The organism is Kitasatospora sp. NPDC024654 (assembly GCF_055559155.1).
This window is the reverse complement of sequence record NZ_JBVHLF010000067.1, coordinates 25,081-42,779: the sequence shown is the minus strand read 5'-3', so window position 1 is coordinate 42,779 and position 17,699 is coordinate 25,081. Positions and strand designations below refer to the sequence as shown.

The 17,699-nt window shown below is 70.3% G+C and carries 16 protein-coding genes and 3 pseudogenes; 10 read left to right on the top strand and 9 right to left on the bottom strand.

Annotated features, from left to right (window positions below):
* The first annotated feature begins 349 nt into the window (after window positions 1–349).
* Entirely contained in the window at window positions 350–808 is a 459-nt protein-coding gene (locus tag ACZ38L_RS29570; RefSeq protein WP_465698916.1) for a hypothetical protein, read from the top strand.
* 733 nt (window positions 809–1,541) lie between these two features.
* Window positions 1,542–2,111 carry a hypothetical protein gene (locus ACZ38L_RS29565; protein ID WP_465698928.1) on the top strand — a complete coding sequence of 190 codons (570 nt, stop codon included), beginning with the start codon at window positions 1,542–1,544 and terminating at the stop codon, window positions 2,109–2,111.
* A gap of 177 nt (window positions 2,112–2,288) precedes the next feature.
* On the opposite strand, the pseudogene ACZ38L_RS29560 reads toward ACZ38L_RS29565, so the two are convergent.
* Both ACZ38L_RS29560 and ACZ38L_RS29555 read right to left on the bottom strand, forming a co-directional pair.
* A pseudogene (locus tag ACZ38L_RS29560) lies at window positions 2,289–2,558 on the bottom strand (sigma-70 family RNA polymerase sigma factor); the annotation flags it as partial.
* A gap of 64 nt (window positions 2,559–2,622) precedes the next feature.
* Entirely contained in the window at window positions 2,623–2,913 is a 291-nt protein-coding gene (locus tag ACZ38L_RS29555) for a hypothetical protein (protein WP_465698914.1), read from the bottom strand.
* A gap of 97 nt (window positions 2,914–3,010) precedes the next feature.
* On the opposite strand from ACZ38L_RS29555, the pseudogene ACZ38L_RS29550 reads away from it, so the two are divergent.
* Together ACZ38L_RS29550 and ACZ38L_RS29545 are read left to right on the top strand one after the other, a co-directional pair.
* Window positions 3,011–3,996: pseudogene (locus ACZ38L_RS29550) on the top strand (IS5 family transposase).
* Between the two features lie 421 nt (window positions 3,997–4,417).
* Entirely contained in the window at window positions 4,418–5,713 is a 1,296-nt protein-coding gene (locus tag ACZ38L_RS29545; protein WP_465698912.1) for a hypothetical protein, read from the top strand.
* A gap of 617 nt (window positions 5,714–6,330) precedes the next feature.
* Here the strand turns inward: ACZ38L_RS29545 and ACZ38L_RS29540 are convergent.
* From ACZ38L_RS29540 to ACZ38L_RS29525, 4 genes and pseudogenes are all read right to left on the bottom strand, one after another.
* Entirely contained in the window at window positions 6,331–7,272 is a 942-nt protein-coding gene (locus tag ACZ38L_RS29540) for an IS3 family transposase (protein WP_465698910.1), read from the bottom strand.
* A pseudogene (locus ACZ38L_RS29535) lies at window positions 7,260–7,517 on the bottom strand (transposase); the annotation flags it as partial. The pseudogene ACZ38L_RS29535 and the gene ACZ38L_RS29540, both read right to left, overlap by 13 nt.
* A gap of 431 nt (window positions 7,518–7,948) precedes the next feature.
* On the bottom strand, window positions 7,949–8,272 hold the full coding sequence (locus tag ACZ38L_RS29530) for a plasmid stabilization protein (protein WP_465698908.1): 324 nt from the start codon (window positions 8,270–8,272) through the stop codon (window positions 7,949–7,951).
* Window position 8,273: 1 nt separating this feature from the next.
* A complete protein-coding gene (locus ACZ38L_RS29525; protein ID WP_465698907.1) occupies window positions 8,274–9,362 on the bottom strand; it encodes an SDR family oxidoreductase in 1,089 nt (362 codons plus the stop codon).
* Between the two features lie 301 nt (window positions 9,363–9,663).
* Between ACZ38L_RS29525 and ACZ38L_RS29520 the strand changes: the two genes are divergently transcribed.
* From ACZ38L_RS29520 to ACZ38L_RS29510, 3 genes are all read left to right on the top strand, one after another.
* Window positions 9,664–10,149: an HAD family hydrolase gene (locus tag ACZ38L_RS29520; RefSeq protein WP_465698922.1), complete on the top strand. Its 486-nt coding sequence runs from the start codon at window positions 9,664–9,666 to the stop codon at window positions 10,147–10,149.
* A gap of 1,046 nt (window positions 10,150–11,195) precedes the next feature.
* Entirely contained in the window at window positions 11,196–12,506 is a 1,311-nt protein-coding gene (locus tag ACZ38L_RS29515) for a cation:proton antiporter (protein ID WP_465698906.1), read from the top strand.
* Between the two features lie 208 nt (window positions 12,507–12,714).
* Window positions 12,715–14,259, top strand: coding sequence for a Na+/H+ antiporter (locus tag ACZ38L_RS29510; RefSeq protein WP_465698905.1), 1,545 nt, complete (start codon window positions 12,715–12,717; stop codon window positions 14,257–14,259).
* Window positions 14,260–14,291: 32 nt separating this feature from the next.
* Here ACZ38L_RS29510 and ACZ38L_RS29505 read toward each other — a convergent pair whose 3' ends face one another.
* Window positions 14,292–14,960, bottom strand: coding sequence for a response regulator (locus ACZ38L_RS29505; RefSeq protein ID WP_465698903.1), 669 nt, complete (start codon window positions 14,958–14,960; stop codon window positions 14,292–14,294).
* Between the two features lie 176 nt (window positions 14,961–15,136).
* On the opposite strand from ACZ38L_RS29505, the gene ACZ38L_RS29500 reads away from it, so the two are divergent.
* From ACZ38L_RS29500 to ACZ38L_RS29490, 3 genes are all read left to right on the top strand, one after another.
* A complete protein-coding gene (locus ACZ38L_RS29500; RefSeq protein WP_465698901.1) occupies window positions 15,137–15,418 on the top strand; it encodes a hypothetical protein in 282 nt (93 codons plus the stop codon).
* A gap of 157 nt (window positions 15,419–15,575) precedes the next feature.
* Window positions 15,576–15,833: a hypothetical protein gene (locus ACZ38L_RS29495; RefSeq protein ID WP_465698899.1), complete on the top strand. Its 258-nt coding sequence runs from the start codon at window positions 15,576–15,578 to the stop codon at window positions 15,831–15,833.
* A gap of 67 nt (window positions 15,834–15,900) precedes the next feature.
* The gene (locus tag ACZ38L_RS29490; RefSeq protein WP_465698897.1) at window positions 15,901–16,218 is read left to right on the top strand and encodes an STAS domain-containing protein; all 318 of its coding nucleotides are present in this window, start codon (window positions 15,901–15,903) and stop codon (window positions 16,216–16,218) included.
* A gap of 65 nt (window positions 16,219–16,283) precedes the next feature.
* On the opposite strand, the gene ACZ38L_RS29485 is transcribed toward ACZ38L_RS29490, so the two are convergent.
* Together ACZ38L_RS29485 and ACZ38L_RS29480 are read right to left on the bottom strand one after the other, a co-directional pair.
* Complete coding sequence (locus tag ACZ38L_RS29485) at window positions 16,284–16,799, bottom strand: MarR family winged helix-turn-helix transcriptional regulator (protein WP_465698895.1); 516 nt, start codon at window positions 16,797–16,799, stop codon at window positions 16,284–16,286.
* A 162-nt stretch (window positions 16,800–16,961) separates the two neighbouring features.
* Complete coding sequence (locus ACZ38L_RS29480) at window positions 16,962–17,600, bottom strand: class I SAM-dependent methyltransferase (protein WP_465698893.1); 639 nt, start codon at window positions 17,598–17,600, stop codon at window positions 16,962–16,964.
* Window positions 17,601–17,699: the final 99 nt, after the last annotated feature.

Below are 17,699 nucleotides of genomic sequence, written 5' to 3'. Positions count from 1 at the left end.
ACGCGCAGTCCTACCCGACACCGCCCCGGGAACGGACCAACGCGACATCACAGGCATGAGATCAACCGGCCGCTGCCGTGAAACATCGAGGCCGGGGACATTACGGGCGAACCGCCGCGACGATCACCGAGCACAGGCGGCTGACGGATCGAGGCCAAATCGCAGCTTGATCACCAACCCGATTGAGCGACAGAGTCCTTCGTGGTCGATGTCGAGCAGTGCCGGTGCATTCTCGGATGGGCTGTTCCGGTCATAAATACCTTCAGTCGTACTAGGAAGGGTGGTGCCGAGGAAGCGTTAGGGCGAGCCGGATCCCGGCCTCCCCAGAGTCAGATGAAGGAGCGTTACTTTGAGACAGACCAGGCGTTTCACCGCCATCCTGACGGCCGCTCTGGCCGTGTCCGCCTGCGGCATCGGCAGCGCCGCCGCGGCGACGGACCACCACCACAAGGCGCACTCGTCCTCCCATCGCGACTACACGGAGTACGTGGAGGACTACTCCTCAAGTGGTGGCCGCGGGCACCACCACCACGGCGGCGGCTCGGAAGGAGACGGCACCGTCGCGATCGGCTACGAGGTGCGGACCGCTATGACGGGCGTTCCCGCCGTCGGCTCGTTCGCGGCCGTCGCGCAGTGCTCGTCAGGCAAGCGGGTCCTCGGCGGGGGCTACACGACCAATGGCGTCACCGTCGCCCTCCCCCTCACCGCCGAGGGTCCCACCGCGCTTTATGACGGTTGGTACGTGAGCGGTGTGGCCGTGTCCGCAGGCGGTACTGTCACGGTCTACGCGATCTGCGCCTCGGTGTGATCCGCCCGCGAGGGTGAGCCCTGACCGCCGGGTCGGGCCGGCCGGCGACTGGTACCCGTCCCTCCAGCCCGACGCGGCGCCACGTGCGCCCAACCGTGCGGTAGTGCGCGCGGTGGCGGCCCGGACGGCGATCCGGCGCGGACGTCAGTTGGTACAGAAATTGACGGTGATCGGGCTGCCGGCGCAGTTGGTGGGGTGGTTGTCGGCGATTGTGGAGTCCTTGAGCCTCACTGGAGTACTAGTTGACACATACTGCCGATATCTGCCACCAAGATCATCGGCGGTTGGGTAGATGCAGATCCACCTGGCGCCAGCAGCGCAGCAGTCGGCATTACGTGGTGCTTTGAGCCGTGGCCACGACCGACGACGGGCCATGGCTATCTAACCTCGGCACTTCGGGGTGACAGTGGCGGCAGATCGAAGGAGCGTCCGATCGCAGTGACGGTCCGTCGGTGAAGCACTGGTCCATCACCCCGAAGTGCCGAAGTCAGTAAAGGCGCGCTCGGCCGGGGCCGGTTTCTTCTGCTCCCTGGTGCCGCAGCCCTCAGGAACCAAGATCAGCTCGCGACGCCACCGGACCCCGAACGGAGCCGAAGACCGTGCCGACCCCTGCGGGGCACGGTCGTTTGGTTGCCCCGGATGGCGGATTGCAGCCATGATGTACCACCGCTACGAAACGGGAAACGCGCAGCGAAGTGGCAGGGGCGGAATGAGTGAGTTACACCTGAAGCTCGTGGCGCTGCTGGTCGGCACTGGGATGGTGGTGGCCGCAACGGTCTTCGGTTTCCTCGGTCCTTTGGAGTCCATGTTCACCTATTCGCACGAAGGGCGGACGACTCCTTGCCCCCCTGGGGTGCGCTACTCGGCCCGCCTGAACTGCGTCTGGCAGGAGGCCGGCACTGTGACGGGAGTCCGGTACATAACGCACGGTGGCCCCGACGGCGATCCAGATGAGTACGAGGTGGACGTCCGCACCGCCACTGGGGGCATCGAGAAGGTCGATACCAGCAAAGCCGTGTACGACCGGGCTGCGGAGGGCGAACAGGCGATCCTGCACGTGTGGCGAGGCGACGCGGTCGGCCTCACCGTGGACGGTCGCACCCACGACCAGGGACCCTGGCCGTCGGATTCCTGGTACGGATGGGCGATTCTCGCCTGGGACGGCGTCGGACTGGTGATCAGTGTGGCGTGGCCTGGCGGCCCGACTCGGGAGAGTCCTCTTGCCTGGGCCCTCCCTTGGTCGATCATGGGGCTCCTCGTCGCTCTCGGCGTGGCCGGGATTCTGATGAACGTGAAAGTGTGACAGGAGCCGCCTGTGAGCACGGTGGAGCCGAGTCCCCGGCCCCACCGTGCCGTCGCATGCCTGCCAGCTACCTGACCTCGGCACTTCGGGGTGATGACGGTGGCAGATCGAGGAAGCGTCCGGTCGCCATGACGGCCTGTGGTGAAGCACTGCTCCATCATCTCGAAGCGCCGAGGACTCCTCCAGCTGCGTCAGGTCCGGCGCACACGCCGCCACCGGCGAGGTCAGGTCCATCGGCCTCGCCCGCCGCTGCGCGGCCGGCGCCATGTCCAGGCACACGTTCGTCGCGATCCGGTACAGCCATGTCCGCAGCGCCGAACGCCCCTCGAACCCCGCGTACTTCGACCAGGCCCGCACCAGCGTCTCCTGCACCGCATCCTCCGCCTCGAACGCGGAACCAAGCATCCGGTAGCAGTAAGCCGTCAGCTCCCTCTGGAACGGTTCCAGCTGCTCGACGACGTCATCGGGCGGCCCGTGTTCGGGCCGCCCCTTCGCCGTTCCCGCCCGCCGCCTACAGCGCAGTCCACCCACAGGGCCGTCCGCCCTGGCCGCCGAGCGGGTGCCAGACCGGGGACGACGGTCCGCGCTGGACCAGGTCCTCGATTCGGGCGGCGCCGGCCGGAACGGCGGTGAGCATGTCGGCGACGGCCGGGTTCTCCTCGGCGGCCAGCCGCAGGTCCGCCACCGCCGGGCGCACCCTGGCGGCTGTCGTGCCGACCAGGACGATCAGCAGTCGGGGGAAGGAGCGCCAGCGCCGCTCCCACGCCCGACCCGGCCCGTCCTCGCCCGCCTGTTCCCACACCTGGGGCCGTCGATGAATTAGGTCCTGTCTGGAGTCCGGATCACAAGTTCGGTAGATCGCATGCGCGTGGAGGGCCGGATTTGATAGTCAATCAGTCATGGCGCGAGGCGATCTCACCGACGAGCAGTGGACCCTGATCGAGCCCCATCTCCCGGTCGCTGCGGTCGGGCCTATCCCCGACCTGCGGAAGCACTTCAACGCGGTGATGTGGCGCTTCCGTGTCGGCAGCCCCTGGCGCGACCTGCCGGCCGAGTTCGGGCCCTGGCAGAGCGCGTACGACCGGTTCCGGATCTGGGCGAGGCAGGGCGTCTTCCAGCAGTTGATGGAAGCGGTGATCGCCGAGGCCGCGGCCCGTGGCGAGGTCGACCTGGGCCTGGTCAGCGTGGACTCGGCGACCGCACGGGCCCACCACCACGCCGCCGGGATGGTCCTGGACCCGGAGCAGCTGGCGGCCCTGGAGGCCGCCGTCGAGTCCGAAAAGGGGGCGACACGAAGGGACAACAGCCGCAAGACGGACAGGCTGAGGACGCCTCGCGCGCCGAGCGCCGCCGGGTCCGTCGGCGACACCGAGCCCGCTTGAAGGCCGCTGAACTGGGGCGTTCCCGAGGCGGGCTGACCAGCAAGATCCATCTGGCGACCGACCGGCGCTGCCGCCCACTGGCATTCGTTCTCACGCCGGGACAGGCGGGCGACAGCCCGCAGTTCGTCCCGGTCCTGGAGAGGGTCAAGGTGCGCGGACCGGTCGGACGCCCGCGCACCCGACCGGACGCGGTTGCCGCAGACAAGGCCTACTCGTCCCGGCGCAACCGCCACTACCCGCGGCGGCGCGGGATCAAAGTGGTGATCCCGGAGAAGGCCGACCAGGCCGCGAACCGCAAGAAGCGCGGCAGCGCCGGTGGCCGGCCGGTCTCGCACGACGCGACGCTGTACAAGGACCGCAACACCGTGGAACGGTGCATCAACCGACTTCGGAACTGGCGCGGCATCGCGTTCCGCTTCGACAAGACCCCGGAGAGCTACGAGGCCGGACTGCATCTGTGTGGCGCGATGCTCTGGCTTCGCAGCGTCACACCACATTCATGATCTGGACTCCAGACAGGACCTAGGCGTGTGCCCACGCATTTCCGGCGACAGCACACGCCTCGCAACACCGTGACCTGCACGGACACCGCTCGACAGGCCCATCCATGCCCACGAACTGCGGAACTCGGGCTGTACGACCTCGTCCACCAACTCGTCTGCGACCGGCCCGATGGCCGGGGCTCACTCAGGGCCCGCACACCGCGTAGACGGTGACAGGAACCAGAGCAACGAGTGTGGTGGCCTGCCAACCAGTGGCAGGCGAACCACCAACAGGACCATTGAAAGTGATCGCTGCCCCCGACACGCTCGAGAAACCACCACCGATGGCGTGAGTACCAGCCGGGCATGACGCCACAGCGTTACCAGCGCCGGAAACTGTGACGACCGAGCTCTGCGCTCCATCACTCGCGCCCTGGGCTCCTTGGTTGCCCTGCGGCCCCTGCACCCCGGTGCTGCCCTGGGCACCGGTGTCACCCTGGGATCCCTGGCTCCCCTGAGCACCGGTGGTGCCCTGGGATCCCTGGCTGCCCTGCGCACCGGTGCCGCCCTGGAAGCCCTGCGGCCCCTGCACCCCGGTGCTGCCCTGGGCACCGGTGTCACCCTGGAAACCCTGCGGCCCCTGGACACCGGAGTCACCCTGGAAACCCTGGCTCCCCTGGACACCGGAGTCACCCTGGAAACCCTGGCTCCCCTGAGCACCGGAGGTGCCCTGCGCCCCCTGGCTCCCCTGAGCGCCAGTGGTGCCCTGGAAACCCTGGCTCCCCTGAGCACCGGTGCCACCCTGGAAACCCTGCGGCCCCTGGACACCGGAGTCACCCTGGAAACCCTGGCTCCCCTGAGCACCGGTGCCGCCTTGGAAGCCCTGCGGCCCCTGCACCCCGGTGCTGCCCTGGGCACCGGTGTCACCCTGGGGCCCCTGGCTCCCCTGAGCACCGGAGGTGCCCTGCGCCCCCTGGCTCCCCTGAGCACCGGAGGTGCCCTGCGCCCCCTGGCTCCCCTGAGCGCCAGTGGTGCCCTGGAAGCCCTGCGGCCCCTGCACCCCGGTGCTGCCCTGGGCACCGGTGTCACCCTGGAAACCCTGGCTCCCCTGAGCACCGGTGCCACCCTGGAAACCCTGCGGCCCCTGCGCACCGGTGCCGCCCTGGAAACCCTGCGGCCCCTGCACCCCGGTGCCGCCCTGGGCACCGGTGTCACCCTGGAAACCCTGGCTCCCCTGAGCACCGGTGGTGCCCTGGAAACCCTGCGCCCCCTGGCTGCCCTGAGCACCGGTGCCACCCTGGAAACCCTGGCTCCCCTGAGCACCGGTGCCACCCTGGAAACCCTGCGGCCCCTGCACCCCGGTGCTGCCCTGGGCACCGGTGTCACCCTGGAAACCCTGGCTCCCCTGAGCACCGGTGTCACCCTGGAAACCCTGCGCCCCCTGGCTGCCCTGAGCACCGGTGCCACCCTGGGAACCCTGCGACCCGGTGTCGCCCTGGGGTCCTTGTGGGCCGGGTTCTCCTTGGGGTCCTTGCGGGCCCGGGCGTTGATGATGGCCGCCGCCGCCCTTGCCTCCACCGCCTTCACCACCGCCGCCACCCGCCGGCTGCTCCGTACGGTGAGCGGGATTGGGACTCCCAGCGCCACCCGGGCCGTACGTCCGGTGCGCGTGATCGGTGCTGGTCTTCTCGGTCGCGTCGGCCAGAGCCATCGTTGTGGAAGCCAAGTTGACGGTTAGTGAAAGAGCGGCCGCCGCCGAGACCATGGTGACGGCCTTGACGCGCGATCTTCGAAGCGATTTGTGCTCCACTGCTGGAACCTTTCCCATCGTGGTGGTCGGCGTAGTTGTCCGGGACGGCGTCCGGGTGCCGTTCCTCAGGATGCGATCAGTGCGTTCGCGGCGCACGCCCTCGATCTAACGTCCCGTGAGTGCGTTGGCTCTCGGTGGCCTGGCGGCGACGGCAGGACCTGCAGGTCGGGGCCGACCAGGGGCGTAGAGGGTGTCCTGGAGGCTGGTCCTGTGCGCTGGGCTCTTTGGGGGTGCGCGAGTGGGCGTTGGGGGCCGCTGCGTCGTTTGCCCAGGCGGTGCACCTGCTGCTTCGGGCGCGCCGGTCTGCGCCGCCCCGGCGGTCCTGGTGCGCCCGTGGGTTCTCGGCTGACGGTATGAGAGTCACTCACCCTCAGTTTCGGTCATCGGTGGATATGACGGCGCGTTCGGGGTCGGCCGGGGCCCGGCCGTGCTCCTCCGGGGGCGTCAGGGGAGGTCCAGGTGCGGCTCGGTGCTTGTGGTTCGATGCTCTGCGCGTGCAGGGGTATTCGCCATATGTCAATCCCCTGGTTTCGTAGAGGCTTTCTTTATGCGGCCAGGCCCTCCTGGCGGTGACCGGCGCGTGCTTCGCTGATGATCCGTTCGAACTCCACCGGCGGCAGTCCGCCGGCCGCGCTGTGCCTGCGGCGTGTGTTGTAGAAGTCGGCGATCCAGGTGGCGATCTCCAGTCGGGCCTCGGCTCGGGTGGCGAACTTGTGCCGGTGGATGTACTCGACCTTGATGAGCGAGTTGAAGCTCTCCGCGGCGGCGTTGTCCAGGGCCGATCCCATGCGCCCCATGGACTGCACCACGCCCAGCCGGTCACACAGCTCGTTGTAGGCGGCGGACGTGTATTCACTGCCGCGGTCGGAGTGGAAGATCACCCCGTCCACGGCGCCGCCCCGCGTGGCGGCGGCCATCTTCAACGACGCGGCGACCAAGGCCGCGTCATGGTGGGCGCCCATCGCGTAGCCGAGGAGGCGGCGCGAGAACCGGTCGATCACCGTGGCCAGGTACAACTCCCCCTCTCCGGTGTCGACTTCGGTCATATCGCCGACCCACAACACGTTCGGCGAGACGGCGTCGAAGTGCCGGCCGACCAGGTCGCGGGCCGCCCGGCGCTTGCCCTGCCGGGTCAGCGAGCGGCGCCGACACGGCGGCTTGCGGCCCTGGAGCCCGAGGTCCGCCATGATCTCGGCGACCGTGCTCACCGAGACCTTCCAGCCCTCGGCCCACAGCTCGAGCGTGACCCTCGGCGAACCGTACGTCTCGCCCGAGCGACGGAAGAAGTATGTGATCCTCTCCTCCAATCGAGCGCGTCTGACCTCACGGTTCGTCGGCGCGGCCGGACGATTGCACCACTTGTAGTACCACGCCTCGGACACGCCGAGCGCGCGACAGGAGACGGTATGCGGTATGCCGTGCTCGGCCCTCTGGCCGCTGATCACCCCGACGAGCGCCGCCGGGTCCGCCACAGCTACTTCACCCACAGGACCATGCAGCGCTTGAGGACATCACGCTCCATCTCCAGCTCCCGTACCCGCTTGGCCTGTTCGGCGGCCCGCCACCGCAGCCGGGCCAGTTCCTCGTGTTCGGACTCGCCCAGCGTGCCGTCACCGCCGGCCTTCCATGCCCGGCAGACCCAGGTGGCCAGGGTGGTCTCGTTGATCCCCAGCTCCCGCGCCACCTCCGCCACCGCCCTCCCGATCTCGGCGACGATCCGCACAGCCCCCTCACGGAACTCCGCGTCGCCGTCCTACTGACCGCCGGAGCCGGCGCCATGAGCAGCGCCTTGGCCGCGAACAAGCCCACCGGAGACATCGTCAACATACACGCGGCCAAGCCCAACGGGACGATCGGTTCCACCCACTGAGTGGGCCGCTGAACCGCTCAGTCCGCTGCCATGCGGGCTGGGCGGTTCTGGCGCTCCCGCCCTGGCTGAAGGCTGAGGCGTCGACTGGCCATCCAGGCGCTCAAGTCGGGCCAAAGTCACTGGCATTGGGGCTAGTCCCGTCCTTCGCACGTCACTCGGGAGGGTGAAGATCGAATGCCTGAATTGGTAGGGTTCGACGTACAATCGGACTCAGCCCCAGCGTCCGCATCGTGAGATTCCGATGCCGTCGCCAGTTGGCTATCGATCTTCACGCCCATGTGCGAAGTCTCCGGCTAGTGGCCCAGCGCGTGGGCGAGCTGCTCCTTGTTCATCCTCGAGCGGCCGTGGACGTTGCGCTGCTTGGCCTCGTTGTACAGCTGCTCCTTCGTCGGACCCTGGGAGCCGCTGTGGGAGCGCAGGCCGCCGCGCCGGCCGGAGGAGATGTCCTTCACCGAGCTGCGGCTGGCGGTCTTCGACTCGCTGTGGCGGGCGCGTTCCTTGTTGACGGTGCGGGCGGCGATCTCCTTGGCCCGCTTCTCGCTCTCACCGCGCTCCAGCGCGCTGTCCTTGATGTGCTCGTACTGGCGCTCCCGCTTGGGGCTTGAACCGCGTGGCATGTCACATACTCCTCGTCGGCGATTGCGTTCCGGTCGGCGGAAGGCGTTTGCCCCGCCACCCGGATGCGAACCCGCACGGCCCCGGCCGCAAGCCCGCCCTCACTCGCCCGGCCGCCCGCCACACCGCCGCGCCCACGGTTGCGAGACGCTGGGCTGCCTGTTGCTGGACGCTGCGGGTGCGGGCCCGGTCGTCGAAGCGCCCGTGCGCCCCGAAGTCCTGTCCGGTGTCGACCGGCTGGAAGAGGTTGTCCGGATCACCGGTGCGCCGCCGCTCACCGCTCTGCTGCGAGTCGAAACCGGTGCGCGCCAGGTAGTGGTCCAGCAGGCCGGGCGCGATCGCGTTCGCGACCAGGGTGGCCACCGTGCTGGCGCCGACCCAGTACTCCCGCCGCTCGGGATGGTCGGCCGCGTACACGATGGCGCGGGCGGCGACCTCGGGCTGGTAGATCGGCGGTACAGGCTGTGCCCGCTCGGGCAGGCGGGAGCGGACCCAGTCGAACTGCGGGGTGTTGACGGCCGGCATCTGCACCATCGTGGTGCGCACCTGGGTGCCGGAGGCGAGCAGTTCGCAGCGCAGGGCTTCGTGCCAGCCCTGGATGGCGTGCTTGGCGCCGCTGTAGGCGCTTTGCAGCGGGATGCCCCGGTAGGCGATGGCCGAGCCCACGTGCACGAGGACACCGCGATCCCGCGGGAGCATCCGGCGCAGCGCGGTCCGGGTGGCGTACACGTAGCCCAGGTAGGAGACCTCGGTGACGCGACGGAACTCCTCGGGTTCGATGTCGGTGAAGGGGGCGAAGACGGAGGTGAACGCGTCGTTGACCCATACGTCGATCGGGCCGAGCTCGTCCTCGGCCCGCTGGGCGGCGGCCTCCACCGCGTCCGGGTCGGCCATGTCCGCCTCGATGGCGATCACCTTTGTGGCGCCGGCCTGCTCGGCCTCCCGTACCGCGCCGTCCAGACCGGCACGGCCGCGGGCGACCAGTGCGAGCCGGTCACCTCGGCCGGCGAACGCCACGGCCGCGGCCCGGCCGATGCCGCCGCTCGCCCCGGTGACCACCACTGTGCGCGGGTCCTGCAAGTGATGTGTCATGCTCTGCGGCTAACCCCGCGGCGCGAGGACAAACCCCGGCAACTGGTTAGCGCGCCTGTTTGGCCCGATATGGTGGTTGGCCCATCCTGACGAGGCCGCCTGCGGCCGACGGATGCATGCCAGCTACCTGGGCCCGGGGGAAGTCCTGCTGCGGACTGTGGGGTCCCAGGGCAGGCATTGTGGTGTATGCCTTGGGAAGCAGAATCACAGGGCAGTAAACCTGTGAGGGGGGCGTGATGCGACACGACTACCGGCTGGAAATCGCCGCGATCGACGACGGCATGCTGGGTGGGCGGAAGCCCTGGCGCAGTTCGGGCACACGCCGGCGGTGGCGCGCATCCACGGCGCGGTCGGCATGGGCGGCGACCAGCTACTGGACCATCTCCTGGACAAGGACCGCGACCACGGCCAGGACGCGGCGATCGACCAGGCGCACCAGGCGCTGTTCGCCCGCTACTGGCCCACCCTGCGGGCCTTCGACGGGGCGGCCGATCTGCTGCGCGACCTCGCCGGGCGCGGCTGGACGATCGTGCTCGCCTCCTCCGCCTCCGCGAGGGACCTTGCGGTCATGCGCCGCGTCCTGGACGCCGACGACGCCATCACCGCCGCGACCTGCGCCGACAACGTCGATGCCAGCAAAACCGCCCCGGACCTCGTGCACGCCGCGCTGGCGAAGGCCGGTGTCGAAAGCTTGTGGAGGAGATGCCGTGCGGGCCGACTGCGGGATAGCCGACTGACCGATGACAGACTAGCCGGAGACTTCGCACATGGGCGTGAAGATCGATAGCCAACTGGCGACGGCATCGGAATCTCACGATGCGGACGCTGGGGCTGAGTCCGATTGTACGTCGAACCCTACCAATTCAGGCATTCGATCTTCACCCTCCCGAGTGACGTGCGAAGGACGGGACTAGCGGATCAGGTCGGCCTGGAGGTCCCGTGGCCGGGACGCGGGGTGGGCCTGCACACTGCCATGGCGTTGACCTGGAGGTTCGCGCCGCCCTCGGCAGAGGGAGCGCACCGGGTACCAGCCATGCGTCAGGGAGTGGTGTTCCCGAATGTCCGTTTCGGGTGCGGGCTCCGGCCCGAAGACGGCCTGGGGTCGCGACAGGCCGTGCGGAGCTGTCTCGCTGCCGGTCAGGGAAGGCCGGTCGAGTCGCGCGGGCTGGCGACGGGCACTGCCCTGGTCCACAGCCCGCCGGTCCACCGGAGCCGTGGACACTCGACTCCGACGGGCAGTCACGGCCGAACCCGCGGGTCGCCCCGACCTCCGCCTCAGTGATGTACCCACGCACTGTCGAACTCGGGCGTCGCTAGAGCCTGGTCGTGCGCCGCTGTGCGCATCTTCCTCACCTATTCGAGCCGTATCAGCGCTCTTTCGTCGTGGAAGGCTCCGAGCAGAAGCTCACGCGAGGGGGAGACCTTGGTGACGGCCTGTGCTCCGTTCCGTGGCCACGACCACGACGACCTCGACCAGAAGCATCGCCGATCGGGCGGCCGGTCAGCTCATCCGATGACCGATCAGGAACGCGGCAGTCGGCCGGATGCGGGTGGCAGGTCGGCCGATGCCGGTACTCGCGGGGCTCACCCGGTTCGCTTCCGTGGTGACACCGCCAGGCCGTTACCGCCGACCGGGGTTTACTCGGGAGCTGCGGCCGGTGGTTGTCCGATGCTCGCCGTCGCTCGGCCGAACCGGCGGCGGGCCCTGGTGGGGCTCCCGCCTCGGGCGGCTCAGCCGGCTCTGGTGGTCCGGCCGCGGAGGAACGTTCCGGCCGTGTGCCGGCACGTCGGGGCGGGTATGGGCGGCGGACCTTGTTCGGCTGGTGGTGACTGATGGCCGGTCTGGAAGCGGATGCCCAGCCGTTGGTCCTGATCCCCGTCTGCGCGTTGGCCGCGCCGATCCTGGCGGACCGGTTGCAGCGGTGGTTGCCGATGCCGACGGTGGTGTTCGAGATCGTGCTGGGTGTGGTGGTGGGCCCTCATATGCTGGGCTGGGCCCGGGTCGGTGACCTGGTGGAGATTCTCTCGCAGTTCGGCCTGGCGATGCTGATGTTCCTGGCCGGATACGAGATCGACTTCGTGCGGCTGCGTGGCGAGCCGCTCCGACGGGCGGGGCTGGCCTGGGTGGCCTCGCTGCTGGCCGCCTTCGGCGTCGGTGTCCTGCTCCATCACGTCTCCTCCGACGACGTCTTCGCCGGACTCGCGCTCACCACGACGACGCTGGGCACCATCCTGCCCATCCTGCGCGACTGCGGCGATCTGCCCACCCCGTTCGGCTCCATGGCCCTGGCCACCGGGGCGATCGGCGAGTTCGGGCCGGTGATCGCCATCGCCGTCCTGCTGAGCGGCAACACGCCCGCGAAGACCGCAGCCGTGCTCGGAGCGTTCACCGCTCTCGCCGGCATCGCCGTCCTCATCGCGCGCCGCCCCCACCCGCTGTGGGTGACCAGACTGATCGGACGCACACTGCGTTCCTCGGGCCAGTTCGCGGTACGCGCGGTGGTGCTGGTTCTCACCGGGATGGTGGCCGCCGCCATCTGGCTCGGCGCGGACATGCTGATCGGCGCGTTCACCGCCGGGGCCGTCTCCAAGCTGCTGCTCGACCGAGCTCCCGAGGCCGCGGTGGAAGTGGTCGACGCCAAACTGGAAGGCATCGGATTCGGTTTCCTCATCCCGGCCTTCTTCGTGGTCAGCGGGATGGACTTCGACCTGCACGCCCTGCTGTCCGCACCCGGGGCCCTCCTGCTGCTCCCCTTCTTCCTCCTCCTGCTCGCGGTCACCCGGGGATTTCCCGCCGCTCTGCTCGCACCACCCGGGCTCACCCGCCGTGACCGCGTCGCCCTCGGCCTCTACGGCGCCACCGCACTGCCCCTGGTGGTCGTCATCACCACCAGCGAGGAGGACGCCGGCCGGCTCCGCTCCTCCACCGCCGCCGCGCTGGTCGGCGCCGCGATGCTGTCCGTCCTGCTGTTCCCCTTCCTCGCCGGGCACCTGCGCAGCAAGTCCCCGCGGCAGCACCGCCGAGCGCACCGCAAGCCGCCGCGCAGATGGGGGCACCGGCTGTCGGCCGTCCCGGCCACTCGCCCGGCCACTCGCGCAGCCGTGACTTCGACACCCTCGTCCCGGCACGGTGAGGTGGGTTGAGCCAACCGTCCCACGACGCTCCTGTTCACGGGAGACCGAAGGGCCGCTGTGCGCTGGAACCCGGTGTACAGGTCCGCGTCTGTTCGCGCCGTTAACGTGCCGATAAAATGATTCGCGGTGTGCCGGGAAGCCTGGTCGGCGTCGCGGGGGTAAGGACTGCAGCAGTCGGCGGCAGCGCCCCCGCCTTCGTGATGCAGGGGCTTCGTCGATGCGTGCTGTGGGAACCGTCCTCTTCCTGGTGGTGCTGGCCACGGCCGTGGCCACGTTCGCCCGGCGATGGCGCATCCCCGCTCCCTCCCTGCTGGTGCTCGCCGGTCTCGCGGTGGCGCTGATACCGGGCGCTCCCGCGCTCCACCTCCGGCCGGAGACGATCGGGCTGGTCGTGCTGCCGCCGCTGCTGTACGCCTCGGCGGAGGAACTGTCACTGCGCGACCTTCGGACGGTCTGGCGGCCGGTGACCGTCCTCGCCTTCGGCCTGGTGCTGGCCTCGGCGGCGGCGGTGGGCTTCGTCGCGGCCGCGGTGACGAAGCTCCCGCCGGTGATGGCGTTCGTGCTGGGCGCGGTACTGGCCAGCACCGACCCGGTCGCGGTCACCGCGCTCGGGCGGCGCCTCGCGCTGCCCGGCCGGGTTCAGGTGCTGGTGCAGGCGGAGAGCCTGTTCAACGACGCCACCTCGCTGGTGCTGTTCAAGGTCGCCGTCGGCGTCGCGGTCGCGGCCGGGGCGGTGAGCTGGCCCGCGGCCGGCGGGGAGTTCGTGGTCCTGGCGGGTGGCGGCAGCGTGATCGGCGCGGCGGTGGCCGGGGTGGTGGCGCTGATCCGCCGGCGCACCACGGATCCGGTGCTGGAGACGGTGATCGCGTTGGTCACCCCGTACGCCGCCTACGTGCTCGCGGAGTCGGCGCACACGTCCGGGATCACCGGGGTGGTCGTCGCCGGCGTGCTGCTCGGCCGCTCCGGCCACCGTCTGAGCGACGCCCGGATCCGCCTGCAGCTGCACGCCGTCTACGCGGTGGTGGTGTTCCTGCTGGAGAGCGTGGTCTTCAGCATCGTCGGGCTGGAACTGCCCACCCTGGTGCGCGCCCTGCCGGCCGGGCGCGGCTGGTGGCCGCTGCAGGGGCTCGCCATCGCCGCGGTGCTGATCGGCGTCCGGGTGCTGTGGATGCTCCCGCTGTCCACCGCCGTCCGCCCGACCCGGGGCCGGCCCTCCTGGCGGGTGGCGACCGTGGTGACCTGGGCCGGGACCCGGGGTGTGATGCCGCTGGCCGCAGCGCTGTCCATCCCGCTCACCACCGGCGCGGGCAGCCCGCTGCCCGGGCGGCCCCTGGTTCTCGTGCTGACCACCGCGGTGGTGATCTTCACCCTGGTCGTCCAGGGCCTGAGCCTGGCCCCCGTGGTCAACCGCTCCGGACTCGCCCTGGAGCCCGAGCACACCGCCCGCGAGGAGGACGACGCCCGCGGCACCCTCAACCGCGCCGCCCTCGCCCACGTCGAGCACCTCGCGGAACTCGAGAGCGCACCCGAAGCCGCCGTCGACCGCATCCGCCGAGGTCTGCACGCCCGCCTCGACCACACCGCCGACAACCCCGAAGGCGGCACCGTCGACGCCGCCTACCGCGAACTGCGCCACGAGGTGATCGCCGTCCAGAACGCCGAACTGCGCCGCCTCTACGACGACCACCGGATCAGCGACACCACCCGCCGCCGCCTCCAGCTCGACCTCGACCGCGAGGAGAGCGCGCTCGGCAGCCGGTGAAGCGGCCGGCGCCGTACACGATCCATGAGGTCTCATGGATCGAAGCGGTAGCCCAGTCCCGGCTCGGTGATCAGGTGCCGCGGACGGGCGGGGTCGGCCTCCAACTTGGCCCGCATGGCGCGGAGGTAGACGCGCAGGTAGTTGGTGCGCTCCTCCTGGCCGGGGCCCCACACCTCGTGCAGGATCCGCCGGCGTGGCACGAGCCGGCCGGGCGCGGCGAGGAGCACGGCGAGGATCCGCCACTCGGTGGGCGTCAACCGGACCGGACCGCCGGGTCCGGTCACGGTCATCGCGTGCAGGTCGATCACGTGCTCGCCCAGGGCCACCGCGCGCGGCGGGCCGGCCGGCCTGCGCAGGACGGCGCGCAGCCGGGCGAGCAGCTCGTCCATCAGGAAGGGCTTGGTGAGGTAGTCGTCCGCACCCGCGTCGAGGGTGCGGACCTTCTCGTCGAGACTCTCGCGTGCGGAGAGGACGATGATCGGCGCGGCCAGTTTCGCGCGCAGACCGCGGATGGCGTCGAACCCGTCCGCGTCGGGCAGGCCGGGGTCGAGCAGGACCGCATCTGGCGCGAACCGGCCCGCCGCCTCGATCGCCTCCCTGCCGGAGCCGGCGGTGCGGACCGTGAAGCGGCGGGCGCGCAGGTTGAGATCGAGCACCCGCACGAGGTGCGGATCACCGTCGACCACCAGGATCACGCTCACTGTGCTCCCTTCGTGGACACTCGATCCCGGGCGGGCCTCGGCCGGCTGCCGTTCGCGTCGGCTCCTCACCCGGTGCGCCTCTTTGCCTTGTGCAATCTTTGCTCAGTGCAATAATAGGACCAGGGTGCGCCGTCGCGCTGCCCCTCGCCGCACCGATGTCCTGAAAGGGGTCTCGGATGCTCATCGAGACGGGTGTCGATCTGGTCCGCTTCCTCTGCCCATGCGGCCAACAGTGGAACCGCCGGTACGAGCTGCGCCGCTGCGAGGCGCCCAGCGGTGAGATACGCGAGTACTTCCGGCTCGACGGGGGCTGGGTGCTGCCGCCCTACGGCCCGGACGGTGCCGAGCCGTGTGGAGGCTGCGCGAAGCCCGTCATCGGGCACCTGGAGAGCCGCCGCCTCGCCGACCCGCCCTCCCCGCCGACGCAGTCGGCGGACCTCCCGCCGTGCAGTTCCTGAGGCGGACGGCCGCATACGGACGTCGGCCCCCTTGCACGGTCCGGGGGTTGCTGCGGTTCCGCGGCCTGGAGACGGACGGAAGCGCGGAGGACTTCGCGCGGATCGGGCGCGAGCACATCCCTTGCATGGAACTGATTCCCTTTCAGGAGGAACCCACATGCCCCTGCCCGTCGGCAGACACGAGAGCGCCCCCGCCTCCCAACTCCCCGGCAGCCCTTTGACCGTGCTCCTGCTCTGCGCCGGTACCGTCCGGGTACTCCCCCGCGCCCTGCACTGCACCGCAGCCCCGGTCACCGTGTGCGCCGTGATCGGAGCCGCACTCGTGGGTGGCGCCACCGTACTCGCCCTGGTCCGGCCTCTCAGCCTTCGTCGGACACCGGGGGCCGCCCGGTTCCGGCCGGAGAGCCTGCGGTGACCGCGGCCCGTCCATGGCCGCACGGTTGGCCCGGATCCGCGCACAGGCCCGGTGGTTCCCTCACAGCGTGAAGGCTTCCGGGCGCCTTCGGCCCCTCTGCGCCCGGGTCTCGCTCTCCGGGGAGCTCGACGAACGCCATTGCCGCAGCGCCGCCCGGCGGCTACGGACCGCGCTGCGCTCGGCTCCAGCCGTGCTGGAGATCGCCCTGGCCGGCGTGCGGCTGCTCACCACGGCCGGCAGCTCGCTCCTCTTCGGGACCGTCGACGCGGCCCGGACCGCCGGCATCGCGGTCGTGATCATGAACGCGCCGCCGCCGGTGCGTTCCGCCATGCGCACCGCAGGACTGGACCGGGTCCTGCGCCACGGCGACGAGCGCGACAGCTGAGGAGCGCCGTTCATTTTGCCAGCGCGTCCCCTGGGCTCGGGCTCACGACGGACGGCCCGGCCGGGTCACCAGCCGAGCAGGTCCAGCTGTTTGACCGGTGCGGCCGGCTCGCCGCCCGCCTCGGCGAACGCGTACAGCGCGGCGACCAGCCCGCTGCGCTGCTCCTCTGGCATCGCGCCCACCACCCGGGCGATCTCCGCCCGTCGCCGCTCGGTCGCCTCCACCACCGTGCGGGCCCCCTCCTCGGTGAGCTCGATCCGCACCTCGCGCCGGTCCTGCTCGCTGCTCTCGCGCACCACCATGCCGGCCGCCACCAGCCGCTCGATCATCCGCAGCGCGGTCGAGGGGTTGACGGCCAACTGTTCCGCGAGCCGGGACATGCTCATCGCTCCCCGGCTCTGCAGTACGACCAACATCCGGAACTGCGGCAACGTCAGTGCCTCCGCCACCTCACCGAGCGAGCGCGCCGAGATCGCCACCAGCACGCGCGAGGCGGTCAGCACCGCCGTGACCAGGTCCTCCTCCACCCCCGACGGGGACGAATCGGCGGTGGCGGCAGGCAGGGCACGGTCGTGAGGCATAGGTCATTTCTACCTCCCGCGCGCCCCGGCCTGCACCCCCGGGCACGGACCCTGCCGGAGCCACAGGTGCGTGGGCTCCGGCCTGCCGCCACCGGTCACCAGCCACCGATCAGAGCAGGGTCCGCCAGGAGTACCGGAAGCGGTTGAGCACCAGCAGCGCGATCACCAGGTCCATGGGCTGCTGATGCGGCTGCGAGTGGCCCACACCTCGACGAATAGTCCCTGGTCGACGTGGTCGACTTCGAACCCGGCACCGGCGACGGCGTCAGCGAACGTCTCAGCGTCCCAGACCGTGTACCAACGGCGCCCGTCGGGCTCATCGAGCCAGCCAGTGCGGCCTACGGCTTTAAGGCACACATACAGCTTGCCGCCGGGGCGCAGCAGCCGGGCGAACTGGCCGAGCACGTCCACGGTCTCCGACTCGCGGAGGTGCACCAGCGATGCACAGGCCCAGATCCCGTCGAACGTGCCGGCCGGGAAATGGGATCCGACCTCGCGCAGGTCGCAGTGTGAGGTGGGCGCATGGGCGTTGGCCATGGCGACGAACACCGGGTTGAGCTCGACGCCCTGGGCGTTGTGACCGTGGGCGGTGAATCGGGCAAGGTCCCGGCCGGGGCCGCATCCGGCGTCCAGGATCAGCGAGGGCGCCGGCAGCGAGCTGGCGAACCGCTCGACCTGGTCGGCCATCTTGGGGGCGTGGGTGGCCGCGTAGTCGTCGGCGTGGTCGCTGTAGACCGCGACAGACTCGGCGGCCGAGTCGAACAGCAGGTCCCTGCCACTGGTCGTGTGGGGTGAAGTCACTGGCAAGGGGCGGCTCCGGTTCCGTTGTCGATCATGGACCTTCCTAGGTTTCCATCGCCTCCACAGACGGAGCAACGTGGCTCTCATTCACGTTGCCCA